At 64.0% G+C, this 26869-nt stretch carries 28 protein-coding genes; 14 read left to right on the top strand and 14 right to left on the bottom strand.

The window, feature by feature from the left end; genetic code table 11:
• The first annotated feature begins 230 nt into the window (after window positions 1-230).
• The 4 genes from purM (at window position 231) to PPL01S_RS11335 (ending at window position 3039) form a co-directional block, all read left to right on the top strand.
• The gene (gene purM / locus PPL01S_RS11350) at window positions 231-1289 is read left to right on the top strand and encodes a phosphoribosylformylglycinamidine cyclo-ligase (RefSeq protein WP_016391600.1); all 1059 of its coding nucleotides are present in this window, start codon (window positions 231-233) and stop codon (window positions 1287-1289) included.
• Window positions 1289-1942 carry a phosphoribosylglycinamide formyltransferase gene (gene purN, locus PPL01S_RS11345; RefSeq protein WP_028625990.1) on the top strand — a complete coding sequence of 218 codons (654 nt, stop codon included), beginning with the start codon at window positions 1289-1291 and terminating at the stop codon, window positions 1940-1942. The genes purM and purN overlap by 1 nt, the downstream gene beginning before the upstream one ends.
• An 8-nt stretch (window positions 1943-1950) precedes the next feature.
• Window positions 1951-2661, top strand: a complete 711-nt coding sequence (locus tag PPL01S_RS11340) for a DUF3108 domain-containing protein (protein ID WP_016391602.1) — start codon at window positions 1951-1953, stop codon at window positions 2659-2661.
• Between the two features lie 195 nt (window positions 2662-2856).
• Complete coding sequence (locus PPL01S_RS11335; protein ID WP_016391603.1) at window positions 2857-3039, top strand: hypothetical protein; 183 nt, start codon at window positions 2857-2859, stop codon at window positions 3037-3039.
• A gap of 45 nt (window positions 3040-3084) precedes the next feature.
• Here PPL01S_RS11335 and PPL01S_RS11330 read toward each other — a convergent pair whose 3' ends face one another.
• The 7 genes from PPL01S_RS11330 to PPL01S_RS11300 form a co-directional block, all read right to left on the bottom strand.
• Entirely contained in the window at window positions 3085-3624 is a 540-nt protein-coding gene (locus PPL01S_RS11330) for a DUF2058 domain-containing protein (protein ID WP_016391604.1), read from the bottom strand.
• A 26-nt stretch (window positions 3625-3650) separates the two neighbouring features.
• Complete coding sequence (gene mazG, locus PPL01S_RS11325) at window positions 3651-4484, bottom strand: nucleoside triphosphate pyrophosphohydrolase (RefSeq protein ID WP_028625991.1); 834 nt, start codon at window positions 4482-4484, stop codon at window positions 3651-3653.
• A 145-nt stretch (window positions 4485-4629) separates the two neighbouring features.
• Window positions 4630-6870 carry a GTP diphosphokinase gene (gene relA, locus PPL01S_RS11320; RefSeq protein ID WP_016391606.1) on the bottom strand — a complete coding sequence of 747 codons (2241 nt, stop codon included), beginning with the start codon at window positions 6868-6870 and terminating at the stop codon, window positions 4630-4632.
• A 96-nt stretch (window positions 6871-6966) separates the two neighbouring features.
• Window positions 6967-8325: a 23S rRNA (uracil(1939)-C(5))-methyltransferase RlmD gene (rlmD, locus tag PPL01S_RS11315; protein ID WP_016391607.1), complete on the bottom strand. Its 1359-nt coding sequence runs from the start codon at window positions 8323-8325 to the stop codon at window positions 6967-6969.
• Window positions 8326-9225 (bottom strand): cysteine synthase CysM, encoded by a 900-nt coding sequence (cysM, locus tag PPL01S_RS11310; RefSeq protein WP_028625992.1) that lies wholly within the window; start codon window positions 9223-9225, stop codon window positions 8326-8328. It abuts the gene before it with no gap.
• A gap of 173 nt (window positions 9226-9398) precedes the next feature.
• Window positions 9399-10760: a sensor histidine kinase gene (locus PPL01S_RS11305; RefSeq protein ID WP_016391609.1), complete on the bottom strand. Its 1362-nt coding sequence runs from the start codon at window positions 10758-10760 to the stop codon at window positions 9399-9401.
• A 3-nt stretch (window positions 10761-10763) separates the two neighbouring features.
• On the bottom strand, window positions 10764-11480 hold the full coding sequence (locus tag PPL01S_RS11300) for a response regulator transcription factor (protein ID WP_028625993.1): 717 nt from the start codon (window positions 11478-11480) through the stop codon (window positions 10764-10766).
• A gap of 195 nt (window positions 11481-11675) precedes the next feature.
• Between PPL01S_RS11300 and PPL01S_RS11295 the strand changes: the two genes are divergently transcribed.
• The 4 genes from PPL01S_RS11295 (at window position 11676) to PPL01S_RS11280 (ending at window position 16378) form a co-directional block, all read left to right on the top strand.
• Window positions 11676-14435, top strand: a complete 2760-nt coding sequence (locus tag PPL01S_RS11295) for a response regulator (RefSeq protein WP_016391611.1) — start codon at window positions 11676-11678, stop codon at window positions 14433-14435.
• An 83-nt stretch (window positions 14436-14518) separates the two neighbouring features.
• A complete protein-coding gene (locus PPL01S_RS11290; RefSeq protein ID WP_028625994.1) occupies window positions 14519-15508 on the top strand; it encodes a 2-hydroxyacid dehydrogenase in 990 nt (329 codons plus the stop codon).
• Between the two features lie 31 nt (window positions 15509-15539).
• Window positions 15540-15977 carry a hypothetical protein gene (locus PPL01S_RS11285; protein WP_016391613.1) on the top strand — a complete coding sequence of 146 codons (438 nt, stop codon included), beginning with the start codon at window positions 15540-15542 and terminating at the stop codon, window positions 15975-15977.
• Entirely contained in the window at window positions 15974-16378 is a 405-nt protein-coding gene (locus PPL01S_RS11280) for an META domain-containing protein (RefSeq protein WP_016391614.1), read from the top strand. Before PPL01S_RS11285 ends, PPL01S_RS11280 begins: the two co-directional genes overlap by 4 nt.
• A 126-nt stretch (window positions 16379-16504) precedes the next feature.
• On the opposite strand, the gene PPL01S_RS11275 is transcribed toward PPL01S_RS11280, so the two are convergent.
• Window positions 16505-16969: a TlpA disulfide reductase family protein gene (locus PPL01S_RS11275; protein ID WP_016391615.1), complete on the bottom strand. Its 465-nt coding sequence runs from the start codon at window positions 16967-16969 to the stop codon at window positions 16505-16507.
• 85 nt (window positions 16970-17054) lie between these two features.
• Between PPL01S_RS11275 and arsC the strand changes: the two genes are divergently transcribed.
• From arsC to PPL01S_RS11260, 3 genes are read left to right on the top strand one after another with little or no spacing between them, the layout of a single operon-like run.
• Window positions 17055-17408 carry an arsenate reductase (glutaredoxin) gene (arsC, locus tag PPL01S_RS11270; protein WP_016391616.1) on the top strand — a complete coding sequence of 118 codons (354 nt, stop codon included), beginning with the start codon at window positions 17055-17057 and terminating at the stop codon, window positions 17406-17408.
• Window positions 17405-18001 carry an NAD(P)H:quinone oxidoreductase gene (gene wrbA / locus PPL01S_RS11265; RefSeq protein WP_016391617.1) on the top strand — a complete coding sequence of 199 codons (597 nt, stop codon included), beginning with the start codon at window positions 17405-17407 and terminating at the stop codon, window positions 17999-18001. The genes arsC and wrbA overlap by 4 nt, the downstream gene beginning before the upstream one ends.
• A gap of 1 nt (window position 18002) precedes the next feature.
• Complete coding sequence (locus PPL01S_RS11260) at window positions 18003-18416, top strand: DUF2069 domain-containing protein (RefSeq protein WP_016391618.1); 414 nt, start codon at window positions 18003-18005, stop codon at window positions 18414-18416.
• 72 nt (window positions 18417-18488) lie between these two features.
• On the opposite strand, the gene PPL01S_RS11255 is transcribed toward PPL01S_RS11260, so the two are convergent.
• Window positions 18489-19160 (bottom strand): DNA-3-methyladenine glycosylase I, encoded by a 672-nt coding sequence (locus PPL01S_RS11255; protein ID WP_028625995.1) that lies wholly within the window; start codon window positions 19158-19160, stop codon window positions 18489-18491.
• Window positions 19161-19164: 4 nt separating this feature from the next.
• Window positions 19165-19989 (bottom strand): tRNA 2-thiocytidine(32) synthetase TtcA, encoded by an 825-nt coding sequence (ttcA, locus tag PPL01S_RS11250; protein ID WP_028625996.1) that lies wholly within the window; start codon window positions 19987-19989, stop codon window positions 19165-19167.
• Between the two features lie 264 nt (window positions 19990-20253).
• On the opposite strand from ttcA, the gene PPL01S_RS11245 reads away from it, so the two are divergent.
• Window positions 20254-20853 (top strand): Yip1 family protein, encoded by a 600-nt coding sequence (locus PPL01S_RS11245; protein WP_016391620.1) that lies wholly within the window; start codon window positions 20254-20256, stop codon window positions 20851-20853.
• Between the two features lie 129 nt (window positions 20854-20982).
• Window positions 20983-21477 carry a SprT family zinc-dependent metalloprotease gene (locus tag PPL01S_RS11240; RefSeq protein WP_028625997.1) on the top strand — a complete coding sequence of 165 codons (495 nt, stop codon included), beginning with the start codon at window positions 20983-20985 and terminating at the stop codon, window positions 21475-21477.
• A gap of 72 nt (window positions 21478-21549) precedes the next feature.
• On the opposite strand, the gene PPL01S_RS11235 is transcribed toward PPL01S_RS11240, so the two are convergent.
• The 4 genes from PPL01S_RS11235 to PPL01S_RS11220 form a co-directional block, all read right to left on the bottom strand.
• Window positions 21550-22872 (bottom strand): dicarboxylate/amino acid:cation symporter, encoded by a 1323-nt coding sequence (locus PPL01S_RS11235; protein WP_016391622.1) that lies wholly within the window; start codon window positions 22870-22872, stop codon window positions 21550-21552.
• Between the two features lie 326 nt (window positions 22873-23198).
• Window positions 23199-24545, bottom strand: a complete 1347-nt coding sequence (locus tag PPL01S_RS11230) for an ATP-binding protein (RefSeq protein WP_016391623.1) — start codon at window positions 24543-24545, stop codon at window positions 23199-23201.
• A complete protein-coding gene (locus PPL01S_RS11225) occupies window positions 24542-25219 on the bottom strand; it encodes a response regulator (protein WP_016391624.1) in 678 nt (225 codons plus the stop codon). The genes PPL01S_RS11230 and PPL01S_RS11225 overlap by 4 nt, the downstream gene beginning before the upstream one ends.
• A 99-nt stretch (window positions 25220-25318) precedes the next feature.
• On the bottom strand, window positions 25319-25921 hold the full coding sequence (locus PPL01S_RS11220) for an outer membrane beta-barrel protein (protein WP_016391625.1): 603 nt from the start codon (window positions 25919-25921) through the stop codon (window positions 25319-25321).
• A 130-nt stretch (window positions 25922-26051) separates the two neighbouring features.
• Here PPL01S_RS11220 and PPL01S_RS11215 point away from each other — a divergent pair, with 130 nt between their 5' ends.
• The gene (locus tag PPL01S_RS11215; protein ID WP_016391626.1) at window positions 26052-26843 is read left to right on the top strand and encodes a dienelactone hydrolase family protein; all 792 of its coding nucleotides are present in this window, start codon (window positions 26052-26054) and stop codon (window positions 26841-26843) included.
• The last annotated feature ends 26 nt before the right edge of the window (window positions 26844-26869 follow it).

Genomic DNA, 26869 nt, shown 5'->3' with positions numbered 1-26869 from the left:
CGGGCGGCGCTCGGTGTACGCCCTACTACGAATCCAAAGCCAAGCGCTCCACGACGATTTTCACCATTTCCTGCCCTGCCCGTCGGCCTGAGGATGGCCGCTGCCCGGCAACCCTGATAAAATCGCGCGCCTTCACAGACCTCTGACGTTTCAGGCAGCCGCCGCTTCCCAGCCGGCCTTGGCCGTCACGGTCGTTTTTACGAATCCCTCCCTCTTAAAGGCCTGGATCAATGAGCAAGCAACCCTCCCTGAGCTACAAGGACGCCGGTGTAGACATCGACGCCGGCGAAGCACTGGTCGAACGCATCAAGGGCGTGGCAAAACGCACCGCACGCCCTGAAGTCATGGGTGGCCTGGGTGGCTTCGGCGCCCTCTGCGAGATCCCGGCCGGCTACAAGCAGCCTGTGCTGGTCTCCGGCACCGACGGCGTCGGCACCAAGCTGCGCCTGGCGCTGAACCTGAACAAGCACGACAGCATCGGCCAGGACCTGGTCGCCATGTGCGTCAACGACCTGGTGGTCTGCGGCGCCGAGCCGTTGTTCTTCCTCGACTACTACGCCACCGGCAAGCTGAATGTCGACGTGGCCGCCACCGTGGTCACCGGCATCGGCGCCGGCTGTGAACTGGCTGGCTGCTCCCTGGTCGGCGGCGAAACCGCCGAAATGCCTGGCATGTACGAAGGCGAAGACTACGACCTGGCCGGCTTCTGCGTCGGCGTGGTGGAAAAGGCCGAGATCATCGACGGCTCCAAGGTCGCCACTGGCGATGCGCTGATCGCCCTGCCGTCCTCCGGCCCGCACTCCAACGGCTACTCGCTGATCCGCAAGATCCTCGAAGTGTCCGGCACCGACATCGAGAACACCCAGCTCGACGGCAAGCCGCTGACCGACCTGCTGATGGCGCCGACCCGCATCTACGTCAAGCCGCTGCTGCAGCTGATCAAGAAGACCGGCGCGGTCAAGGCCATGGCCCACATCACCGGTGGCGGCCTGCTGGACAACATCCCGCGTGTCCTGCCGAAAAACGCCCAGGCCGTGGTTGACGTGGCCAGCTGGCAGCGCCCGGCGGTGTTCGACTTCCTGCAGGAAAAAGGCAACGTCGACGAGCACGAAATGCACCGCGTACTGAACTGCGGCGTCGGCATGGTCATCTGCGTTGCCCAGGACCAGGTCGAAGCTGCCCTGAACGAACTGCGTGCCGCCGGTGAGCAGCCATGGGTGATCGGCCACATCGCCGAAGCCGCCGAAGGCGCTGCCCAGGTCGAGCTGCAGAACCTCAAGGCACACTGATGCCAAGTTCGCCCTGCAATGTCGTGGTACTGCTGTCGGGCTCCGGCAGCAACCTGCAAGCCTTGATCGACAGCTGCCGCAGTGAAGCCAGCCCAGTACGCATCGCCGCGGTGATTTCCAACCGCGCCGATGCCTATGGCCTGCAACGGGCCGCGGCGGCCGGCATCGCCACCGCCGTGCTGGACCACACCGGGTTCGACGGTCGCGAAGCCTTCGATGCCGCGCTGATGGCGCGCATCGACGGCTACGCCCCGGACCTGGTGGTGCTGGCCGGCTTCATGCGCATCCTCAGCGGCGGCTTCGTGCGCCACTACCAGGGTCGCCTGCTCAACATCCACCCGTCGCTGCTGCCCAAGTACAAGGGCCTGCATACCCATCGGCGGGCGCTGGATGCTGGCGACACCGAGCATGGCTGCAGCGTACACTTCGTCACCGAGGAACTCGATGGCGGCCCTCTGGTCGTACAGGCTGTGGTCCCGGTCGTGCCAGCTGATACAGCTGAAAGCCTGGCGCAGCGGGTACACCATCAGGAACACCAGATCTACCCGCTGGCAGTGCACTGGTTTGCCGAGGGGCGCTTGCGCCTGGGCGAACAGGGTGCGTTACTGGATGGCCAGCCGCTGCCGGCCAGTGGTCATTTGATCCGACCCTAGGAGAATTTATGCGTCGCGCCCTGCTCTTGGCTCTTGCCGTGCTCGCCCTGCCCCTCCAGGCAGCTGACCTCAAGCCTTTCTCGGCGAGCTATACCGCCGACTGGAAGCAACTGCCCATGAGTGGTACTGCAGAGCGCAGCCTGGTCAAAAAAGGCGACGGCACCTGGGACCTCAACTTCGAGGCTTCCATGATGATCGCCAAACTGACCGAGCAAAGCACCCTGCGCATGGACAACGACACCCTGCTGCCGCAGAAGTATCACTTCGAGCGCGGCGGCCTGGGCAAGGCCAAGAAGGTCGACCTGACCTTCGACTGGAACGCCAAGAAAGTGACTGGCAGCGACCGCGGCGACGCGGTCAACCTGCCGCTCAACCGCGGCGTGCTGGACAAGTCGTCCTACCAGTTGGCGCTGCAGCATGATGTGGCTGCCGGCAAGAAAAGCATGACCTACCAGGTGGTCGACGGTGACGAGATCGACACCTACGACTTCCGCGTGCTCGGCACCGAGAAAGTCACCACCAAGACCGGCCAGGTCGATGCGGTGAAAGTCGAGCGTGTGCGCGACCCGAGCCAGAGCAAGCGCATCACCGAGCTGTGGTTCGCCAAGGATTGGGACTACCTGCTGGTGCAACTGCGCCAGGTCGAGACCGATGGCAAGGAATACGTGATCGTGCTGCAGGATGGTACGGTCGATGGCAAGTCGGTGAAGGGTAACTGAGCCGCCAGCGCCGCTGAATTGAAACCCCGCCTGGTGCGGGGTTTTTCTTTGATGGGCACAAGGCGCCTGTAGGAGCGGCCCCGGCCTTACATGAAACTTGTTTCATCGGTGTTTTATTTACTTAGCCTGCTAACAAACTTTATAAAAGGGGTGTGCGACACAATGTCGCAACCAACTGAAAAGTGGAGTTTACCGATGACAGTCCAAGTAACCGAACGCGACGAATCGAGAATGTCCCACGAAGGCCTGGCCGCTGGCGTGCGGATCTGGGATGTGCACCAGCAAGGCCAGTTGGTGGGCATGTTCCACCATGAACACGACGCTCACCAGTACCGCATAGAGCTCGAAGACCTGGAAAACCAGCGCACCACGCAATGACCCGTCTTCCAAGAAAAAGCCCCGCCTAGGCGGGGCTTTTGCCTGTTACCACATCAGATCGTCCGGGATCTTGTAGGCCGCATACGGATCGTCCTCGTCCGCTTCCTCGACATGGGTGTTGAGCAGCAGGATACGGTTCGGGTCGCGCTCCTGGATCTTCACCGCCGCTTCGCGCGGAATCACCTCGTAACCACCGCCATGGGCAACGATCGCCAGCGCGCCGTTGCTCAGCTTGCTGCGCATCAAGGCGTTGACGGCGATGCGCTTGACCTTCTTGTCATCGACGAAGTTGTAGTAGTCCTCGGTGTTCAGCTTGGGCAGGCGGGTCGCTTCGATCAACTGCTTGATCTGGGCGGCACGGGCCTTCTGCTCGGCCTTTTCCTGCTGCTGGCGGTTAAGCTCCTGGTCACGCTTGGCCTTCTCGGCCATGGCTTCCTTGGCCAGACGCTGCTGGCTGTCGTCGACTTCGACCTGGCCTTTGTGCTCCAGGCGTTTCTGTTTCTTCTCGGCCTTGTTGGCCTGGGAGACCTGTTTCTGGTTGACCAGACCGGCCTTGAGCAATTGATCGCGAAGGGAAAGACTCATGGATGTTCACTCACTTATGCAGCCACTCAGCCGCAGCTGGGCAGGTTCTTTTCCTGACGCTTGGCTTCCCCCCAAAGGGCGTCCAGTTCGTCAAGGTTACAATCTTCGATGGGCCGACCGCTGTCGCGCAATGCCTGTTCGATGAAGCGGAAACGTCGCTCGAACTTGCGATTGGCGCGGCGCAGGGCGTTTTCCGGGTCTTGCTTGAGATGACGCGCCAGGTTGACGGCAGCGAACAGCAGGTCGCCGACTTCGTCTTCCAGGGCCTGGGCATCACCGTCGGCCATGGCCTGCAGCACTTCGTCGAGTTCTTCGCGAACCTTGTCGAGCACCGGCAGGGCATCGGGCCAGTCGAAACCGACAGTGGCCGCGCGCTTCTGCAGTTTGGCCGCCCGGGACAGGGCCGGCAAGGCCGCGGGCACATCGTCGAGCAACGAAAGCTGCTGCGGGCCGCTCTTTTCGGCACGCTCCTCGGCCTTGATCTCTTCCCAGCGCGACTTGACCTCGGCCTCGCTCAGGCTGGGAGTGTCCAACGGCGCATAGAGCTCGCCGGTGGGGAATACGTGTGGGTGACGACGGATCAGCTTGCGGGTGATGGCGTCGACCACACCGTCGAACTCGAAACGCCCCTCTTCCCGGGCCAGCTGGCTGTAGTAGACCACCTGGAACAGCAAGTCGCCGAGTTCGCCCTGCAGGTGCTCGAAGTCATTGCGCTCGATGGTGTCGGCGACTTCGTAGGCTTCTTCGAGGGTGTGCGGGACGATGCTTGCGTAGTTCTGCTTGAGGTCCCACGGGCAGCCGTATTGCGGGTCGCGCAGACGGGCCATGAGGTGCAGCAGGTCTTCGAGGGTGTAGGTCATTGGTTTCTATTCCCAGGCGGGGGCTTCTCCCCCGATCGCTGGCAAGCCAGCTCCCACAAGGAACCCACTGTGCCTGAGGCCTGTGGAGTACCTGTGGGAGCCGGCTTGCCGGCGATGGGCCGCCCAGCGGCCCCAGTGCAGATGTTCAAGGGGTACGATTACGCCGCGTCTCGATGATGTTCGGCAACTGCGAGATTCTGCCCAGCAAACGCCCCAGCGCATCCAGGCCTGGAATCTCGATGGTCAGCGACATCAGCGCGGTGTTGTCTTCCTTGTTCGAGCGGGTGTTCACCGCCAGCACGTTGATCTTCTCGTTGAGCAATACCTGCGACACGTCGCGCAACAAGCCCGGGCGGTCGTAGGCACGGATGACGATATCGACCGGGTAGGTCTGTACCGGGATCGGCCCCCAGCTCACCTGGATGATCCGCTCCGGCTCACGCCCGGCCAGTTGCAGCACCGAGGCACAGTCCTGACGGTGAATGCTCACGCCGCGGCCCTGGGTGATGTAGCCGACGATTGCATCGCCCGGCAGCGGCTGGCAGCAGCCGGCCATCTGGGTCAACAGGTTGCCCACGCCCTGGATCTGGATATCGCCACGCTTGCCGGTGCGCGTCCCGGTAGGCTTGCGCGGCACCAGTTCGATCTGTTCGATGCGGTCGGGTTCGAGCAACTGCTGGGCGGCGTTGACCAGGTGCGCCAGGCGCAGGTCACCGGCACCGAGCGAGGCGAACATGTCCTCGGCGGTCTTGACGTTGGTCTTCTCGGCCAGGCGCTCGAAGTCCACCTGGGGCAGGCCCAGGCGGCTGAGCTCGCGTTCGAGCAGGGTCTTGCCGGCGGCGACGTTCTGGTCGCGTGCCTGCAACTTGAACCAGTGGACGATCTTGGCTCGCGCCCGCGAGGTGGTCACGTAGCCCAGGTTGGAGTTCAGCCAGTCACGGCTCGGGTTGCCGTGCTTGCTGGTGATGATCTCCACCTGCTCGCCGGTCTGCAGGCTGTAGTTGAGCGGCACGATACGCCCGTTGATCTTGGCGCCACGGCAGTTGTGGCCGATCTCGGTGTGTACGCGGTAGGCGAAGTCCAGCGGCGTGGCGCCCTTGGGCAGGTCGATGGCATGGCCGTCCGGGGTGAACACGTAGACCCGGTCCGGTTCGATATCGACCCGCAGCTGCTCGGCCAGGCCACCGATGTCGCCAAGTTCTTCGTGCCATTCGAGCACCTGGCGCAGCCAGGAAATCTTCTCTTCGTAGTGGTTGGAGCCGGACTTGACGTCGGTGCCCTTGTAGCGCCAGTGGGCGCAGACACCGAGCTCGGCTTCCTCGTGCATGCCGTGGGTGCGGATCTGCACTTCCAGCACTTTGCCTTCCGGGCCGATCACTGCCGTGTGCAGCGAGCGGTAGCCGTTCTCCTTCGGGTTGGCGATGTAGTCGTCGAACTCCTTGGGAATGTGCCGCCAGAGGGTGTGCACGATGCCCAACGCGGTGTAGCAGTCGCGCACCTCGGGCACCAGCACGCGCACGGCACGAACGTCGTAGATCTGGCTGAACTCCAGGCCCTTGCGCTGCATCTTGCGCCAGATCGAATAGATGTGTTTCGCCCGACCGCTGATATCGGCCTTGACGCCGGTGGCCAGCAGTTCGTTCTGCAGCTGGTTCATCACATCGCTGATGAAGCGCTCGCGATCCAGCCGCCGCTCGTGCAGCAACTTGGCGATCTGCTTGTACTGATCGGGTTCGAGGTAGCGGAAGGACAGGTCTTCCAGCTCCCACTTGATATGGCCGATGCCCAGGCGGTGGGCAAGCGGCGCATAGATGTCGAAGACCTCACGGGCCACGCGCAGGCGCTTTTCGTCATCGGCGGATTTCACCGCGCGGATCGCGCAGGTACGCTCGGCCAGCTTGATCAGTGCAACGCGCACGTCGTCGACCATGGCAACGAGCATCTTGCGCAGATTCTCGACCTGCGCCTGGGAACCCAGCACCAACGATTGGCGCGGGCTGAGACTGGCACTGATGGCGGCCATGCGCAGCACGCCGTCGATCAGCTTGGACACCACCGGGCCGAAACGCTGGCCGACCTCGGCCAGGGTCACCTTGCCCTCACGCACCGAACGGTAGATGACCGCCGCCACCAGGGAATCCTGGTCGAGCTTGAGGTCGGCGAGGATTTCGGCGATCTCCAGGCCTGCCTGGAAACTCGAGGTGCCATCGGCCCAGGAATGCTTGGCCGGGTTGCCCTTCTTCTCGACTTCCTGGGTGAACTCGCAGGCCTCCTTGAGTGCCACGCGATCCAATGCCGAATCGACGCTCACCACATGATCCAGCCATGCTTCGAGATTGATACTGCCGTCGGTGTTGACCGGCTGGTGCACTCTCACCTGTACCATCTTTCTTTTACCTTTCCATATAGCGCACCCCAAGGGTGCACTGGCTATCACCGTGCGACTTCCAGTCCGTGGAAGCCGCACCAAGGGGCCAGTTCGCTAGCCCGCTTCGAATAACGCCATGGCCTCGACATGTGCCGTCTGAGGAAACATGTCGAGAATCCCGGCCCTTTTTAACCGGTACCCCTGGCCGACCAGCACCTGGGCGTCTCGCGCCAGTGTGGCCGGGTTGCATGATACGTAGACCAGCCGTCTGGCCTTGAGGCGGGCGATGTCTTGCACCACCTCGAACGCACCGTCGCGCGGTGGATCCAAGAGTACCGCAGAAAAGCCCTCGGCGGCCCATCCGGCGCCCACCAAAGGCTGCGATAAATCGGCCTGAAAAAACCGTGCATTATGCACATTGTTGTTTCGGGCATTAGCCGCGGCCCGATCGACCATGGCCTGCACACCTTCCACTGCCACCACTTCCCGCGACTGCCGGGCCAGCGGCAGGGCGAAGTTGCCCAGGCCGCAGAAAAGGTCCAGCACACGTTCATCCGCCTGTGGCGCGAGCCAGGCCAGGGCCTGTTCGATCATCGCCGTGTTGACCTGGGCGTTGACCTGGACAAAATCGCCCGGGCGCCAGGCCAGCTCCAGCTGCCAGGGCTCCAGGGCGAAGCCGAGCTTCGCCTCGGCATCCACCGGCGCCGGCTCGCCCTCGCCTTGCAGCCACAGCTGGGCCTTGGCCTGGTCGCAGAATGCCTGCAGGCGCCCCAGGTCATCCGCTGTCAGCGGCGCGACGTGACGCACCAGCACCGCTTCGGCAGTACCGCTGAACAGCTCGACATGGCCAATGGCCTGAGGCTTGTCCAACGAGCGCAACACCGTCGGCAAGTGACGAAGAATAGTTTGCAAAGGCTGTACCAGCACCGGACAGTCTTCTATCGAGACAATTTCCTGGCTGGCTTCGGCGCGAAAGCCCACGTCAAGCTGGCGTGCTTTCACATCCCAACGTACCGCCACCCGCGCCCGGCGCCGGTAACCGAACTCCGGCCCGCTCAAAGGTGCGGCCCATTCCTCCGGTTGCACACCCGCAACTCGCTGCAGCTGCTCTGCCAGCGTCCGCTGCTTGAGCGCCAGTTGGGCCTCGTGGGGCAGGTGCTGCAGGTTGCAGCCGCCGCAGCGCGCGTAATGACGGCAAGGCGCCTGCCGGCGCTCGGGGCTGCCCTGCAGTACGCGCTCCAGGCGCGCCTCGACAACCTTGCCGCGGGCATTGAGCACGCGCGCCTCGACCGTTTCACCGGCCAGGGCACCACTGACGAACCAGGTGCGCCCGTCGAAGAAGGCAATGCCGCGGCCGTCACCGGCCAGGCGCTCGATTTCCAGGCGCTGCTTCTTGCCCACGGGGACCTGGGGAGTGCGGTTACCGCCGGCCGGCTGGAAGCGCAGGCCACTGTTGCTTTTCTTTCTGGACATTTAGCTCGGGTCGAACAGGCCGGTGGACAGGTAACGGTCGCCGCGGTCGCAGATGATCGCGACCATCACGGCATTTTCCACTTCTCGGGACAGGCGCAGCATGGCTGCCACCGCACCACCGGAAGACACACCGCAGAAAATGCCCTCTTCACGGGCAAGACGGCGGGTGGTGTCCTCGGCCTCTTGCTGGGACATGTCCACCACGCGGTCGACACGGGTGGCGTCGAAGATTTTCGGCAGGTATTCCTCGGGCCAGCGGCGGATGCCCGGAATTGCCGAGCCTTCCATCGGTTGCAAGCCGACGATCTGCACCGCCGGGTTCTGCTCCTTGAGGTACTGCGAGCAGCCCATGATGGTGCCGGTGGTGCCCATGGAGCTGACGAAATGGGTGATGGTGCCCTGGGTCTGCTGCCAGATCTCCGGGCCAGTGCTGTTGTAGTGGGCGATCGGGTTGTCGCCGTTGGCGAACTGGTCGAGGACCAGGCCGCGGCCTTCGGCCTGCAGCTTCTCGGCCAGGTCGCGGGCGCCTTCCATGCCCTCTTCCTTGGTCACCAGGATCAGCTCGGCACCGTAGGCTGTCATGGCAGCCTTGCGCTCGGCGGTGGAGTTGTCGGGCATGATCAGGATCATCTTGTAACCCTTGATCGCCGCCGCCATGGCCAGGGCGATGCCGGTGTTGCCGGAGGTGGCTTCGATCAGGGTGTCGCCAGGCTTGATCTGGCCGCGCAGTTCGGCACGGGTGATCATCGACAGCGCCGGGCGGTCCTTCACCGAGCCGGCAGGATTGTTACCTTCGAGCTTGAGCAGGAGGGTGTTGCTGGTTTCTCCAGCGATGCGCTGCAGGCGAACCAGGGGCGTATTGCCGACGCAATCGGCGATGGTTGGGTACTGCAAGGTCATGGTGTATTTCACAATCCGGACGGCAGGGGCGCCTATCATACCGGCAAACCCTTCGCCGCCATATCACGCAATCTGTGGTGAATATAGCTACAAGCTATATGGCCTTGTGTCGCCAGTGATGGCCCTATCGCCGGCAAGCCGGCTCCTACAGCGATAGCGCTCTTCTCAGGCGCTCAGGGGGACAGCACAGCCGGCGCATGGACCGGCAGGCGCATGCACAGGCGCAGCCCCCGCTTGCCATTCTCGGCCCACAGCGTGCCGCCCTGGCGCTGGATCGCACTGCGGGCGATGCTCAACCCCAGGCCGAAACCACCATCTCCGGGGCGCGACCCATCCAGTCGGGAGAACGGCGCGAAGATCCGTTCCAGGTCATCATCGTCCACGCCACCGCCCTCGTCCTCCAGCCACAATCGCCAGTAGCTCCCCTCGCGCTGGCCGCCCAGTCGTACCTCACCGTCGCGCGGCGAGTGACGAACAGCGTTGCGCAGCATGTTCTCCACGGCCTGGGCCAGATGATTGAGGTTGCCCTGTACCCAGCAATGGGCCGGCAGTTCGCAACGCAAGCGCTCGGACGACCAGCCACTTTCATAGCAGGCATCCTCGACCAGCAGCTCCCACAGCGCCTGCAGCTGGATTGGCTCAAGATTCATCGGTGCTCGCTCGGCATCCTGCCAGGCCAACTGCAAGGTGTCCTCGACCAGCTGCTGCATGCAGTCCACTTCCCGGCTCAGCCGCTCGCGCAGGCGCTCCAGATCGGTTTCCCCATCACAGGCCACGCGCAACCGGCTCAATGGTGTGCGCATCTCGTGGGACAGATCCCGCAGCAGTTGCTGCTGCATGGCCACCGTGCCCTGCAACCGCTCGGCCATCTGGTCGAAGGCCCGGGCCAGTTCGCCCAGTTCGTCGTGGCGGGCGATGGTGCGCGAATCGAGGCGTGCCGAAAGCTGGTCGGCGCGCCAGGCATTGGCCTGTTCGCGCAGCTGGTTGAGCGGCACGATCAGCATGCGGTAAAGGCCGACGCACAGCAGCAAAGTGAACAGGCCCGGGATGATGCCGTTGGTGACGATGCGCCAGGCCACCTGGTACTGACCGGGCGTGAAGCGCTTGGGCAACTCGATCACCAGCATCCCCTGCTCCGGCGCCCCGGGAAACGCAATGCGCAGCCAGGGCTGGTCGATGCTGCGCCGGCTCATCGGCCAGTCGACGCCGCGCAGGCGAGTCAGGCGTTGCATGATGTCCGGGCCGAGGGTGGCGCTGTTCAAAGGCTGCAGGTGGGTGTCGAGCACACCGATCCAGCCCTGCTCGCGCGCCTGCATGGCCGCGACCCACTGGTCCAGCCCGGCCTGGCCGCCACTGCGCCAAGCCTGCTCGGCCTCGCTGGCATAGCCGCGCAGTACCTGGCGAGCGGGTGCATCAAGGAAGGCGTTCTGGGTCTCCATGTGCCGGCCCCAGGTGTAGCTCAGGCCGATCATCAGCAGGCAGAAGCCCACCAGCAGGATGGCCAGTTTCCAGAACAGCGAATGACGGTCGAGCATCGCTCACTCCGCCTCGCCGACACTGAGCACGTAGCCCTTGCCCCATACGGTACGGATCTGCCGCTCGTGGTAGCCGATGGCCTTGAGCTTGCGGCGAATCTGGCTGACATGCATGTCCAGGCTGCGGTCATGCCGCGAATAGCCACGCTGCAACACCTGCTGATACAGGAAGGGCTTGCTCAGCACCTCGTCGAAATTGCGATTGAGGACGTCGAACAAGCGGTATTCGCTTGGCGTAAGGCCCGCGTGCTGGCCACCCAGGCTGACATCGCAAAGGCCGTCGTCGAAGCGCAACTCCCCCGTGGCAACGTCCGCCAGCGGCTGGTGGCGACGTTCGAGAGCGACCCGACGCAGGATCGCTTCGATCCGTACCTGCAACTCGGCCATGCTGAAGGGCTTGGGCAGGTAGTCGTCGGCCCCCCGCTGGAAGCCACAGATACGATCGGCTTCAGCTCCCAGCGCCGACATCAGGATCACCGGCGTGGCGCTGCGCCGACGCAGTTGGGCCAGGGCGTCCAGACCGTTCAGCCCAGGCAGCAGGATATCCATCAGGACCACGTCGAAGGTCTGCCGACCGGCCGTCTCGAGGCCTTCGAGACCATTTCGGCACCAGGTCACCTGAAAGCCACCACGCTGCAACTCCTCGTGCAGGTAGGCGCCCAGCACTGGGTCATCCTCGATGGCCAGGATGTTTGAAGTGTGAATAGCTACGGGATTCATTGGCAACTGCCATGCATTCTCAGTTGCGCGCAATTATTGAGGATGCTTCCGATCTAGGCAACCGCCCTGCGACCAATGCCGTGCCGCCCTGCGAAAACACCGGCAAAGGGGTGCAATCACGCGTCAGGCGGAGTAACTTTCCGCTTTGGCGCGTGGCTTTGGCTGCGCCGTACAGGCACATGACAGGAGGCTGGTGTGCTCGATCGTTTGGGAATCCGCAGCCGGGTCCTGCTGCTGGCGCTGCTGCCGGCCAGCCTGATGGCCCTGGTACTGGGCTGCTATTTCACCTGGCTGCAGCAGGATGAGCTGCGCACCCAACTGTTGCAGCGCGGCAAGATGATCGCCGAACAACTGGCTCCGCTGGCCGCGCCTGCTCTAGCCCAGCAGACACGCGCTCAGCTGGTGCGGATTGCCGCACAAACCCTGGAACAGGCCGATGTGCGCGCCGTGGCGTTCCTGGCCCCGGACCGGACCCGCCTGGCCCATGCCGGCCCCAGCATGATCAACCAGGCGCCCAGCGGCGGCACCGGCACCCAGTTGCTCCAGCGCAGTGGCAATGACGCCACCCGTTACCTGATGCCGGTGTTCGGCCACCACCGCGACCTGGCCACCGAAGCCGTACCTGCCGAAGCCGAGCGCCTGCTCGGCTGGGTCGAAATCGAACTGTCCCACGATGGCACGCTGCTGCGCGGCTACCGCAACCTGTTCACCACCGTGCTGCTGATCCTCGCCTGCCTGGGCCTGAGCGGCCTGCTGGCGATGCGCATGAGCCGGACCATCAACGACCCGATCGCGCGCATCAAGCACGCGGTCAACCAGCTCAAGGACGGCCACCTCGAAGAACGCCTGCCGGCCATGGGCAGTCTTGAACTGGATGAACTGGCGCGCGGCATCAACCGCATGGCCGAAACCCTGCACAGCGCCCACGAAGAACTGCAGCACAGCATCGATCAGGCCACCGAGGACGTACGCCAGAACCTGGAAACCATCGAAATCCAGAACATCGAGCTGGACATGGCGCGCAAGGAGGCCCTGGAGGCCAGTCGAATCAAGTCGGAGTTCCTGGCCAACATGAGCCACGAGATCCGCACGCCGCTCAACGGCATCCTCGGTTTCACCCATCTGCTGCAAAAAAGCGAACTCACCCCGCGCCAGCTCGATTACCTCGGCACCATCGAAAAGTCCGCCGACAACCTGCTGGGGATCATCAACGAGATCCTCGACTTCTCCAAGATCGAGGCCGGCAAGCTGGTACTCGACAGCATCCCGTTCAACTTGCGCGACCTGATCCAGGACACCCTGACCATCCTCGCCCCCGCCGCCCATGCCAAGCAGCTCGAACTGCTCAGCCTCATCTACCGCGACACGCCCTCTTCACTGATCGGTGACCCGTTGCGGCTCAAGCAGATCCTCACCAACCTGGTGAGCAACGCCATCAAGTTCACCCGCGAAGGCACCATCGTCGTGCGGGCGATGCTCGAAGACGAGCACGAAGACAGCGCGCAATTGCGCATCAGCGTGCAGGACACCGGCATCGGCCTGTCGCCGCAAGACGTGCGCGCGCTGTTCCAGGCATTCAGCCAGGCGGACAACTCGCTGGCCCGACAACCGGGTGGCACCGGCCTGGGCCTGGTGATCTCCAAGCGGCTGATCGAACAGATGGGGGGCGAGATCGGTGTCGACAGCACGCCGGGCGAAGGCTCGCAGTTCTGGATCAGCCTGAGCCTGCCCAAGGCCCACGACGACCTCGAAGAGCAGCCGCTGCAACCGCTGCTGGGCCGCCGCGCGGCGATCGTCGACGGCCATGACCTGGCGCGCCAGGCCCTTGAGCATCAGCTTGAGGACTGCGGCCTGAGCGTGAGCCTGTTCGCCTCCTGCGAGCACCTGCTGCAAGGTGTGCAGGCTGCATTCCAGGCCGGCCTGCCGTTCGAGTTCGCCGTCCTGGGCGCCAACCTGGGCTGCCTGTCGCCCGAGCAACTGGGTTATTACCATCAGCAACTGGAGCTCTACCAGTGCCAATGCGTGGTGCTCTGCCCGACCACCGAGCAGGCGCTCTACCACCCGTTCCTGCCCAATGGCCACGGCCAGTTGCTGTCCAAGCCCACCTGCACGCGCAAGCTGCGCCGCCTGTTGCTGGAGCTGTTGCACCCGCGCCGCCCGTTCGCCGAAGCGAAACCGGGCAACGGCAGCGAGCGCCGGGCAAAGATCCTCTGCGTCGACGACAACGCCGCCAACCTGCTGTTGGTGCAGACCCTGCTCGAGGACCTGGGTGCCGAGGTACTGGCGGTCGACAACGGCCAGGCCGCGCTGCAGGCGGTACAGAGCGAAAGCTTCGACCTGGTGCTGATGGACGTGCAGATGCCCGACATGGACGGGCGTGCCTGCACCGAGCAGATCCGTCTGTGGGAAAAAACCCAGAGCGGCAGCCCGCTGCCGATCGTCGCCCTCACCGCCCACGCCATGGCCAACGAGAAACGCGCCTTGCTGCATGGCGGCATGGACGACTACCTGACCAAGCCGATCAGCGAACGACAGCTGGCCCAGGTGGTGATGAAGTGGACCGGTCTGAGTCTTGGCGCCGTCCCGCTGGAGCGCGCGGACGAACACCCGGCCGACGGCCATGCGCTGCGGGTGCTCGACCCTGACGAGGGCCTGCGACTGGCGGCCGGCAAGCCGGACCTGGCCGCCGACATGCTGGCCATGCTGCTGGCGTCGCTGGACAGTGACCGCGAAGCGATCCGTCAAGCGCGCGAGGCCAAGGACCGCACGTCACTGATCGAGCAGGTGCATCGCCTCAACGGGGCGTCGCGCTACTGCGGCGTACCGCAGCTGCGTGCGGCGTGCCAGCGCAGCGAAACCTTGCTCAAGCAGGACCATCCGCAGGCGCAGCAGGCACTGGATGAGCTGGACGGGGCGATCGGTCGGCTGGCGGCCCAGGCGCGGCTCAGTGCCTGACCGGCGATGAGGCCGGTGCAGATCAACACTTCAGCCCAACCCGCTGGCTACAATCCCACAACCTCGCAAAAGGAACACCGACCATGCGCGCCCTGTTGTTCAGCAGCCAGCACTACGACCAGGAAAGCTTCACCCAGGCCAGCCGCGGCATGCCCCTGGAGCTGCACTTCCAGCCCGCCCGCCTGACCCTCGACACCGCCGCCCTGGCCCAGGGCTTCGAAGTGGTGTGCGCCTTCATCAACGACGGGCTCGACGCGCAGGTCCTGCAGCGCCTGGCCGCTGGCGGCACGCGCCTGATCGCCCTGCGTTCGGCCGGCTACAACCATGTCGACCTGGCCGCCGCCCAGCGCCTGGGCCTGGCGGTGGTACGCGTGCCGGCCTATTCGCCGCATGCGGTGGCCGAACATGCCGTCGCCTTGATCCTGGCACTCAACCGCCGTCTGCACCGCGCCTACAACCGCACCCGCGAAGGTGACTTCACCCTGCATGGCCTGACCGGCTTCGACCTGCATGGCAAGACTGTCGGCGTGGTCGGCACCGGCCAGATCGGTGTCGCTTTCGCCCGCATCATGGCCGGCTTCGGCTGCCAACTGCTGGCCTACGATCCCTACCCCAACCCCGAGCTGCTGGCGCTGGGGGCTCGCTACCTGGAACTGCCCGAACTGCTGCGCGAGGCGCGGATCATCAGCCTGCATTGCCCATTGACCGAGCACACCAAACACCTCATCAATGCCCGCAGCCTGGCCCTGCTGCAGCCCGGCGCAATGTTGATCAACACCGGCCGCGGCGCGCTGGTGGACACACCGGCGCTGATCGATGCGCTCAAGAGCGGGCAACTTGGCTACCTGGGCCTGGACGTCTATGAAGAGGAAGCGCAGCTGTTCTTCGAAGACCGTTCGGACCTGCCGCTGCAGGACGACGTGCTGGCCCGGCTGCTGACCTTCCCCAATGTGATCGTCACCGCCCACCAGGCCTTCCTGACGCGCGAAGCCCTCGACGCCATAGCCGCGACCACCCTGGACAACATCATCCGCTGGGCGGCTGGCAATCCGCAGAATCAGGTCTCGGGTTAATGCTAGGATACGCGGCATTTCTGGAGGACCCATGGTCGAGCACGATTTCCGCTACACCCTTTTCAACCCGCAACACACCCTGATCGAGTGCCGCGCCCTGGTACCGGGCCGTTACCAGGTGACCGGCAACGGTGGTTCGATGCACAAGGGCGATACCCTGCTGGTCACCCTCAAGGGCAGCAAGGACCTGGCCATGCGCCTGACCGTGGAAAGCGTGCGCCACCTGATCAACCCGCGCGGCCAGTGGGTCGCCGTGGCCAGCGGCCCGGTGTTCAACGAACTGGAGATCCTCACCTGGCAGGTCGAGTGCGACAGCTGCGACGCGGTGCTGGACTTCGAATTCGCCGTGGACGCCAAGCTGGGCAAGAAAGCCCGCCAACCGGCCGCCACCGCGCGCATCGCCGAGCTGGGTTGGGCCAGCCGCGGCGACAAGCACCTGTGCCCGAAATGCCAGGAGAGCGCTGCGTGAAACATGTGTTGACCGGCGCGCTGATTGCCAGCGCCCTGCTCGGCTGCGCCGCCGAACCTTCGAAGCTGCAGCAGGAACGCAGCTATGTGCTGGAGTGGATCGGTGAGCGTCCGCTGATCGACTACAGCCACTTGACCCTGACCTTGGCCAGCGATGGCCGCGCCTATGGCAATGGCGGCTGCAACCATTGGTTCGCGCCCTATACCCTGGACGGCGAGCACCTGAGCTTCGGCAAGGTCGGCAAGACCCGCAAGCTGTGCGCGCCAGCGCTGATGGAGCAGGAGAAGCGCTTCTTGCAGGCTCTGGAGACGGTGGAGCGCTGGGATGTGTCGCCGGTGGAGCAGATGCGCTTCTGGCCGGCTGAGGGTAAGCCTTTGCGCTTCTGGCCTGAGGAAGGCTGATTCCCTGTTGGCTGTACCGGCCCTATCGCCGGCAAGCCGGCTCCCACAGGAGCCCCACAGGGCTGAAGAACTGCGGGGTAGCTGTGGGAGCCGGCTTGCCGGCGATGAGGCCGGTGCAAACCTGCATCAAGCGCCTTTCAGGGCCTTGATCTTGGCCTGCAGCCCTTCCAGGGTCTGCTCGCCCAGCAGCTGCTCCCGCACCTTGCCCTTGTCATCGATGATGTAGGTCACCGGCAGCGCCTCGCTGCGCGGCAGGTCGTAGCGCTCGGCCGGGTCCTGGGCCAGCACGGTGAAACCGATGCCCAAGGTATCGACCGCCTGCTTCAGCTCTTGCCCCTGCAACCCGTCGAAGTTCACCCCCACCACCTTGATGCCATCGGCTGCCCACTGCTTGGCCGCAGTATTGAGCTCCGGAATTTCAGTACGGCACGGGCCGCACCATTCGGCCCAGTAATTGAGCACCAGCCAGTGCCCGTCGAGCTGCTCGGCCTTTACCGTATTACCGTGTTGGTCCACGCCGTAGTCGGCACCGCAACCACCGAGCAACAGGCTCGCGGTGATGGCCAGTACTGCTGCCAAACGCCTTGCCATGGGTCAATCCTTCTCAAGTTTTCGAGCAAATGGGTCAGTCGCTGCGGTTAGAATAGCCGCCACACCCAGCTGGATGCGACCCGACATGACTGACCTGACGCTCTATCATAACCCGCGCTGCTCGAAATCCCGCGGCGCGCTGGAACTGCTCGAACAACGGGGCCTGGCACCGACCATCGTGCGCTACCTGGAAACCCCGCCAGACGCTGCCACGCTCAAGGCCCTGCTCGGCAAGCTGGGCATCGCCCCGCGCCAGCTGCTGCGTACCGGCGAGGACGAGTACAAGGAACTGGGCCTGGCCAACCCGGCGCTTACCGACGCGCAACTGATCGAGGCCATGGTCCAGCACCCGAAGCTGATCGAGCGGCCGATCCTGGTCGCCGGTGACAAGGCCGTGGTCGGCCGCCCACCGGAGAAGGTGCTGGAGATCCTGCCGTGAGCGCGCCCTTCATCCTGGTGCTCTACTACAGCCGCCACGGCTCGACCAGCGAGATGGCCCGGCACATTGCCCGCGGCATCGAGCTGGCCGGCATGGAAGCGCGCCTGCGCACGGTGCCGGCGATTTCCACCGAATGCGAAGCCGTGGCCCCGGACATTCCGGCCAGCGGCGCGCTGTACGCCACCCTCGACGACCTGCGCCACTGCGCAGGCCTGGTGCTGGGTAGTCCGACCCGCTTCGGCAACATGGCCGCGCCGCTGAAGTATTTCCTCGACGGCACCAGCAGCCTGTGGCTGGGCGGTGAACTGGTGGGCAAGCCCGCCGCGGTGTTCACCTCCACCGCCAGCCTGCACGGCGGACAGGAAACCACCCTGCTGTCGATGATGCTGCCGCTGATGCACCACGGCATGCTGGTGATGGGTCTGCCCTACAGCGAATCGGCACTGCTCGAAACCCGCGGTGGCGGCACGCCCTACGGCGCCAGCCACCATGCCGGTGCCGATGGCAAGCGTGAACTGGATGAGCACGAGATCGCCCTTTGCCGCGCCCTTGGCCAACGCCTGGCGACCACGGCCAAGGCTCTGGAGTCCTGACGTGGCGAGAAAACCCAAGGTGCTGCCGCCACTGGCGTGGCTGGAACCGCGCGTGCGCCTGACGCGGGCGCTGAGCCTGGCCTGCTTCTTTGGCCTGATCGCGTTGCTGGTGGTGAACAACCTGTGGTTCGCCAACCTGCATGGGGCGCGGGTCGGGGTGATTCTGGCGATCGAGCTGGTGCCGCTGCTGTTGCTGGTGCCGGGCATGCTGATGGGCAGTGCCCGGGCGCATGCCTGGACCTGCTTTGTGGTGAACATCTATTTCATCAAGGGCGTGCTGGCGGCGTTCGACCCGGCGCGCGCGGTATTTGGCTGGGTTGAGATTTTGGTGAGCCTGGGGTTGTTTGTCAGTGGGCTGCTGTATGTGCGCTGGAAGTTTCAGCAGGAGCGGCGCTTGGCGGGCGAAGGGAGTTGAAATCAGGGCTGCTGCGCAGCCCAATCGCTGGCAAGCCAGCTCCCACAGGGCCGCACCGCGGCCCCGACGGTCTCAATGGTTGACGGTATGCGCCAGCATCACCGACAGCTGGCACAGCGGTCGCCCGCTCTCTTCGTGCCACTGGTTGAATGCCTGCTGCACCAATGCCAGGTCGCGCTGGCTGGTCGGCGGCTTGTCGATGATCTTCTGCGCAATCAGCGCCGCCGCCATGTCATCGGTGGGTATGAACGTGTCCTTGCCAACCATGCGCAGGAAGCGCGGTGCCGACAGCCCGCCCATCTGATTGCCCTGCTTGGCCAGGTACTTCCACAAGCCGACGATATCGCTCACCGGCCAATCGGCGATGAACGCGCCGAAACTGCCCTTCTCCTTCGCCACATCCAGGATCATCTGCGCATTGCGCGGCACGCTATTGAGCTTGCCCAGGTGGCGAATGATGCGTTCGTCATGCATCAGCCGTTCCAGGTGCTCGGCGCCCATCAGCACCACTTTCTCCGGGTCGAAGCCGAAGAACACCTGCTCGAACGCCGGCCACTTGGCGTCTACCAGGCTGTGCTTGAGGCCTGCACGGAATACACGCAGGGCCAGGGTCGACAGGTAGCGGTCATCGCTGATGTCGCGCAACTGCGCCGGGCTGCGCGGTTGCGGCAGGAAGGCTTCGAGCGCCTGGGCCGAACCGAAGCGGTTCAGGCAGTACTCGTGCAACCACTGGTAATCGCGCATGGGCTCAGATGTTCAGCACGTCGAGGAAGCGCGGGGTGGCGCTTTCGTCGATCTTCAGGCTGGTGAAGTCGAACAGGTTGCGGTCGGCCAGCTGCGACGGGGCAACGTTCTGCAGGGCGCGGAAGATGCTCTCGGTGCGACCCGGGTGCTTGCGCTCCCACTCCACCAGCATGTCCTTGACCACCTGGCGCTGCAGGTTCTCCTGGGAACCGCACAGGTTGCACGGAATGATCGGGAATTCCTTCATGTCCGAGTAGGCCTGGATGTCCTTCTCGCTGCAGTAGGCCAGCGGGCGGATCACCACGTTGCGCCCGTCGTCGGCGCACAGCTTCGGCGGCATGCCCTTGAGCGAGCCGTTGAAGAACATGTTGAGGAAGAAGGTCTCGACGATGTCGTCGCGGTGGTGCCCCAGGGCCATCTTGGTCGCGCCGATCTCGTCGGCGAAGGTGTACAGGGTGCCACGGCGCAGGCGCGAGCACAGCGAGCAAGTGGTCTTGCCCTCGGGTACCAGCTCCTTCACTACCGAGTAGGTGTCCTTCTCGACGATGTGGTATTCGACGCCCAGTTCCTTGAGGTAGGCCGGCAGCACATGCTCGGGGAAACCCGGCTGCTTCTGGTCCATGTTCACCGCGACGATCTCGAACTTGATCGGTGCCACCTTCTGCAGGTGCAACAGAACGTCGAGCATGGTGTAGCTGTCCTTGCCGCCGGACAGGCAGACCATGACCTTGTCGCCATCCTCGATCATGTTGTAGTCGGTGATGGCTTCGCCAGCGAGTCGACGCAGGCGTTTTTGCAGTTTGTTCTGGTTGACCGAGAGGGTGCCCATAGCGCTTGAATCCGCGAGGTGTGACAAAAGGCGGCCATTTTACGCACAAACCGGGCGCGGGCGTAGGGCTAACCGACAAAGACTTCAATGTAATCAGCAGCGCTATTGACAGCGCAATTTGCTCTAAAAAGCCGAGTTTGTGCCGGGAACGGCTTCCTATACTGCGACATAAGGCCACATTACCGCTTGCATCGGTTGTCCTGGCCTCGGGCCGCTTGCGCTCCGTCTGGGGGGCGATAGGCAACACTGAGAGGAGTGACCGGCATGATTCATCACGTTGTAGGTCTTTTTACCCATCCTGATCAGGAATGGCGCGAAATTCGCGGGGAAGAAGAAAGCATCAGCCACATGTACCTGACCCATACGCTGATCCTGGCGGCGATCCCGGCCGTTTCGGCATTCATCGGCACCACCCAGGTAGGCTGGGTGATCGGTGGCCGGCCGGCGGTGATGTTGACCCTGGAAAGCGCGCTGTGGATGAGCATCATGTCCTACCTGGCGATGCTCGCCGGGGTGGCGGTGATGGGGGCGTTCATTCACTGGATGGCCCGCACCTACGATGCCAACCCATCCATGGCCCAATGCATCGCCTTCGCCACCTACACCGCCACCCCGCTGTTCCTCGGCGGCCTGGCGGCGCTCTATCCACACCTTTGGCTGGGCATGCTGGTGGGCACTGCGGCCATCTGCTACACCGTGTACCTGCTGTATGTCGGCTTGCCGACGTTCATGAACATTCCATCGGATGAAGGCTTCCTGTTCTCCAGCTCCGTGCTGGCAGTGGGGCTGGTGGTACTGGTGGCGATCATGGCTGCTACCGTGATCATCTGGGGCTTGGGCGTGGGGCCCGTGTATACCAACTAGATCCAACCAACACTGGGGCATCAAAGCCAGGGGCCGCCGCAAGGCGGCCTTTGGCTGTCTGCTGACCAGTGGGCTCGGCAGCTTCGCGCAGGTTCCGGCATAATGCCCGGTCAGGAGAATTGCCCCGCCATGCCCGAGCTGCTCAAACAACGCGTCGAAACCTGTTACCAGCAAGCCGAAGCCTTTTTCAAACGTACCTTCCCGCGCCCGCAGGTGAGCTTCAAGCTGCGCGGCCAGAAAGCCGGCGTCGCCCACCTGCACGAGAACCTGTTGCGCTTCAACCTGCAGCTGTACCGCGAGAACCAGGAAGACTTCCTGCGCCAGACCGTCGCCCATGAGGTGGCCCACCTGGTCGCCCACCAACTGTTCGGTGAGCGCATCCAGGCCCATGGCGAGGAGTGGCAGCTGATCATGCGCGGGGTGTACGAGCTGCCACCGAATCGCTGTCACAACTATGAGGTGCAGCGGCGCGTGGCGACCCGGTTCATCTATCGGTGCCCTTGTCCGGAGAGTGATTTTCCGTTTACTGCGCAGCGGCACAAGCTGGTGCATCAGGGGCGGCGGTATCTGTGTCGGCGGTGCCGGGAGATATTGGTGTACAGCGGGGAGACGCGGGTTGAGTGATCGGGCCCTATCGCCCGAACAGACACAAAAAAAGGCGACCCGAAGGTCGCCTTTTTCATGCCGGCATCAGACTCAGCGAGCCGGGCCTTCAGCCACGCCCAGGTCGTCGGTCGGGCGGGTGTCGATCAGCGGCGCACCACCGGAAGCCAGTTCCGAGGCCAGCTTGTCGTTGTCCATCTCCTTGACCCACTTGGCCACGACCACGGTAGCAACGGCGTTGCCGATCAGGTTGGTCAGGGCACGGGCTTCGGACATGAAGCGGTCGATACCGAGGATCAGCGCCAGGCCGGCAACCGGCAGGTGGCCAACGGCGGAAAGGGTGGCGGCAAGGACGATGAAGCCCGAACCGGTCACGCCCGCAGCGCCTTTGGACGCTACCAACAGCACCAGCAGCAGGGTGATCTGGTGGGTGATGTCCATCGGGGTGTCGGTGGCCTGGGCGATGAACACCGCCGCCATGGTCAGGTAGATCGAGGTGCCGTCGAGGTTGAACGAGTAGCCGGTCGGGATCACCAGGCCAACCACCGATTTCTTCGCACCCAGGCGCTCCATCTTGGCCAGCATGCGTGGCAGGGCCGACTCGGAGGACGAGGTGCCCAGCACGATCAGCAGCTCTTCACGGATGTAGCGGATCAGCTTGATGACGCTGAAGCCATGGGCGCGGCAGATGCCGCCCAGCACCACCAGGACGAACAGCAGGCAGGTGATGTAGAAGCAGGCCATCAGGTAGCCCAGCTGCACCAGCGAACCCACGCCGTACTGGCCGATGGTGAAGGCCATCGCACCGAAGGCACCGATCGGCGCCAGCCTCATGATCATGTTGATGATGTTGAACATGACATGGGCGAAGCGGTCGATCAGGTCCAGCACCGGCTTGCCATAGCTGCCCAGGCGGTGCAGGGCGAAGCCGAACAGCACCGAGAACATCAGCACTTGCAGGATGTCGCCGTTGGCGAAGGCGCCGACGATGGTGTTGGGGATGATGTTGAGCAGGAAGCCGACGGTGGTCTGCTGTGCGCCGGCGGCGGCGTAGGCGGCCACGCTGCTGGCGTTCAGGGTGCTGACGTCGACATGCATGCCGGCGCCCGGCTTGACCACGTTGACGACCACCAGGCCAATGATCAGGGCGATGGTGGAGACGATCTCAAAGTACATCAGCGCGTAGCCGCCGGTCTTGCCGACCGACTTCATGCTCTGCATGCCAGCGATGCCGCTGACCACGGTACAGAAGATGATCGGGGCGATGACCATCTTGATCAGTTTGACGAAGCCATCACCCAGGGGTTTGAGGGCTACGCCGGTTTCCGGGTAGAAGTGGCCGAGCAGGATACCGATGGTGATCGCGACGATCACCTGGACATACAGGGATTTGTACAGCGGCTGACGGGTCGTCATGGCTCATTTTCCTCGAGTGTACCGGCTTCACCCTTCCCAGGGTGGTTGGGCACCTGAATCGCTAACCCTCCTGCACCTGGAGGGATTTGTCGTTGTGTTCGAGCTGCCTGGGCAGGCCTCTGCCAACGGAGATAGCAAGGGCGATGCCAAAATGCCCATCAAGGGTGCGAAGGCCGTATTTGCTAGAGGAAAATGCCCAACGAGGGGGCGTATTGGCAGGTAGGCGATGGCGGATTTCCGCCCGGTGGCGGAATTTGAACAGGGGGCGGTGGCGGAAATCCGCCCACCAAGGTTTCACTGGCCTTATCGCCGGCACTGCCTACCCTTCAGTCAAGATGAAAGGTAATGCGGAAGGCGGCGCCGCCCAGCGAAGATTCTCCCAGGCTCAGCTCGGCGTCATAACTGTCGACGATGTCCTTGACCACCGCCAGGCCGATCCCCTGCCCCGGATGCTGCCGGTCCAGCCGCTCGCCCCGCTCGAGAATCCGCTGTCGCTGGTCCGCCGGCACGCCGGGGCCGTCATCCTCGACACACAACGTCAGCTGCCCTGGCGACTCCAGCAAGCTCACCCGCACCTGGCCCAGGCTCAGCCGATAGGCGTTCTCCAGCAAGTTGCCGAGCAACTCCAGCAAGGCGCCCTGCTCCATCGGTACCTGCGCCTGCTCCGACACGTCGAGCAGCGCCTCGACCCGCTTGTCGCGGTAGACCTTGGCCAGCGTACTGCACAGGCTTTCCAGCACCGGTTGCAGTTGCACGCTGTGGCGTACCAGGCCGCTCTTGCGCAGACTGGCACGTTGCAGTTGGTAGTCGATCTGCTGGCTCATGCGTTCGACCTGGCTCTGCAGCACCCTCGCCTGCTCACGCTCGCCGACGCGCTGCTGCAGGCTTTCGCCCACGCCCTGGAGCACCGCCAGTGGGGTCTTCAGGCTGTGCGCCAGGTCGCCCAGCGAATCACGGTAGCGTTGGCGTTGTTCACGCTCGCTGCGCAGCAAGCGGTTCAGTGATCCGGTCAGGCGCAGCAACTCGCGCGGGTGTTCGGCACTGAGCCCATCGCGTGCGCCGGACTCCACTTCGTCCAGCTCGCGGCTCAACCGCCGCAGCGACCGCAGGCCCCAGGTCAGGCCGGCCCACAGCAGCGCCAGCAGGGCCAGCAAGGCGGCGCCAAAACCGAGGTAAAGCTTTTCGCGCAAGCCGGCGAGGGTCTGCTTGTACTCGCTCACCGGCTGCAAGGCAACGATGCTGTACGCCGCGCTCTGGCCGCCGAGCAGCTTGATCTCGACGTCATAGACGAAGAACTCTTCACCATCGTTCTGGTGGATACGGGCGAATTCATTGCCCCGGCCATCGTAGCGCGGCTGATAGTTGATGTTCTGGTCGGCGGTGGCGCGCGAGCGCCAGACCATCTGACCGTTGCGGTCGAAAATGTAGCCGAGCAGGCCGGTATACGGCAGGTTGAAGCGTTCGTCCGGCAGCAGTGCCGGCATTTGCAGTTGGCCATGTTCGATGCGGGCTGCCGAGATCAAGGTGGTGACATCGGAGGCCAGGCGCTGCTCGATCGATTCCTGAAGTGCAAGGCTGAAGGCCTTCTGCAAGGCCGGCAGCAGCGCCAGCATGAACAGCAGCGCCAGCACCGCCGCCGCCAGCATCAGGCGCACCCGCAGCGAGCGGATCACCGGCAGCGCTCGGTGAACAGGTAGCCCAGGCCACGTACCGTGTCGATCGGTTTGAAGCCGTGCTCGCCCTCAAGCTTGCGGCGCAGGCGCCCGACCAGCACTTCGATGACGTTGGGGTCACGCTCTTCGTCGCCTGGATAGAGCTGTTCCATCAGCCGCTCCTTGGCCACCACCTGCTGGTGATGACGCATGAGGTATTCGAGGATGCGATACTCGTAGGCGGTCAACGCCAGGGGCTGCTCGTCCAGGGTCGCCTGCTTGCGGTTGAGGTCGAGCACCAGCGGGCCTGCGGCGATGGTCGACTGGGTGAAGCCGCTGGAACGGCGCAGCAGGGCATTCAGCCGCGCTTCGAGCTCTTCGAACTGGAAGGGCTTGACCAGGTAATCGTCGGCCCCGGCAGCCAGGCCTTCGACCTTGTCCTGCCAGTTGCCACGGGCGGTAAGGATGAGAATGGGGAAGGCCTTGCCCTGGCTGCGCAGGCGGCCGATCAGCTCCAGGCCGCTCATGCCCGGCAGGCCCAGGTCGATGATGGCCAGGTCGAAATGGAACTGCTCGGCCTGGTACAGGGCTTCTTCGGCATTGGCCACGGCTTCGACCACATGGCCACTTTCGCTCAGGCGGGTGTGGAGGTGGTGCCTCAGCAGGGCTTCGTCCTCGACCACCAGAAGTTTCATGCAGGGCTCCTTTCATGTATTGCCTGGACTGGCCTCATCGCCGGCAAGCCGGCTCCCACAAGCGGGATGAGGCCAGTGGAGGATAACGCGACTCGCCCATCAGAACTTGTAGTTCGCCGACAGGTAAGTCTGGGCACTGCTGGTCAGGCGCAAGGTGCCTGCCTTCGGCCCACCGCTGGGCGCCACTTCCGTCGATGCGTTGCTTTGCAGGTAACGGTAGCCCAACTCCACCGAGGCCTTGTCGGTGAGTTCCTGGATCACACCGGCCTGCAGGCCCACCGCGTAGCCGTAATCACTGTCTCGGCTGGCCCCTGGCGAGTCCTGGGTCAGCTTGGTCATGCCCAGGCTGCCGCCGCCGAACAGCTTGGTGGTATCGCCCACCGGCAGGAACAGGTCATAGCTGCCCAGCAGGTTCTCCTGGCGCAGCTTGAGGCCGCTGTGATCGCCCGAGACGTTGTCATAGGTCATGTAGTAGCGGCCCTGGTCGTTGATCCGGCCCAGGCGCACACCCCAGGTGTCGTCCTTGCCGATGATGCCATCAGCGTTCAGGTGGTCGGTGTTGCTTTGCAACAGGCCGGACTTGCGTACCTTGTCGCTGGTCTGGCCGTAGGTCAGGCTGGCAAAGTTTTCATCAGCCTGGGCGGTGGTCATCCCAGCGGCGCAAACGGCCAGGGCGGCGAGCAGTGTGTTGAAGGTTTTCATGGGTTCTTGCTCCAGTTGTAATGCACTGTTTCGGTCTGGGGGCTAGAGTAAGCAGGGTCCCCTGAACCGCGGCTGAACCCTGGCTGAACCGCGGCTGAACGAACCGTGTGCAAAACAAGGAGTGGTGAACATGCGTGCCCTGCTGGCGGTGACCCTGATGTGCAGCGCCGCGCTTGCCCAAGCGGCGGTAGTGACCCGCGAAATCCCTTACCAGGATGCCGACGGCAAGCGCCTTGTCGGCTATTACGCCTATGACGATGCCGTCGAAGGCAAACGCCCCGGCATCATCGTGGTGCATGAATGGTGGGGGCTGAACGAGTACGCCAAGCGCCGCGCCCGCGACCTCGCGGCCTTGGGTTACAACGCCCTGGCCATCGACATGTATGGCGATGGCAAGAACACCGAACATCCACAAGATGCCCAGGCCTTCATGCAAGAGGCCACCAAGGACCCGCAGGCAACGGCCAAGCGCTTCGAGGCGGGCCTGGAGTTGCTCAAGCTTCAGCCGAACATCAACAAGCATCAACTGGGCGCCGTAGGCTATTGCTTTGGTGGCAAGGTGGTGCTTGATGCCGCGCGGCGTGGCGACAAACTGGACGGTGTGGTGAGCTTCCACGGGCCGCTGGCCACCCAGACCCCGGCCAAGCCTGGCGTGGTGCGGGCCGACATCCTGGTGGAGCACGGTGCGGCGGACAGCATGGTCACCGAGGAGCAGGTCACAGCGTTCAAGGCTGAAATGGACGCGGCCAAGGTCAAGTATGAGTTCGTCAGTATTCCCGGGGCCAAGCACGGTTTCACCAACCCGGATGCCGACCGCCTGAGCCATGGCGAGCATGGCGGGCCGGACATAGGCTACAACAAGGCAGCGGACGAGAGTTCGTGGAAGGACATGCAAGCGTTCTTCAAGCAGGCGTTCAAGTAACGCACCTATCGCCGGCAAGCCGGCGA

Origin of the sequence: Pseudomonas plecoglossicida NBRC 103162 = DSM 15088, assembly GCF_000730665.1 — a bacterium.
GTDB classification, from domain to species: domain Bacteria; phylum Pseudomonadota; class Gammaproteobacteria; order Pseudomonadales; family Pseudomonadaceae; genus Aquipseudomonas; species Aquipseudomonas plecoglossicida.
Note: the sequence above shows the minus strand (reverse complement) of the source record. Positions and strands in the feature narration are given on the sequence as shown.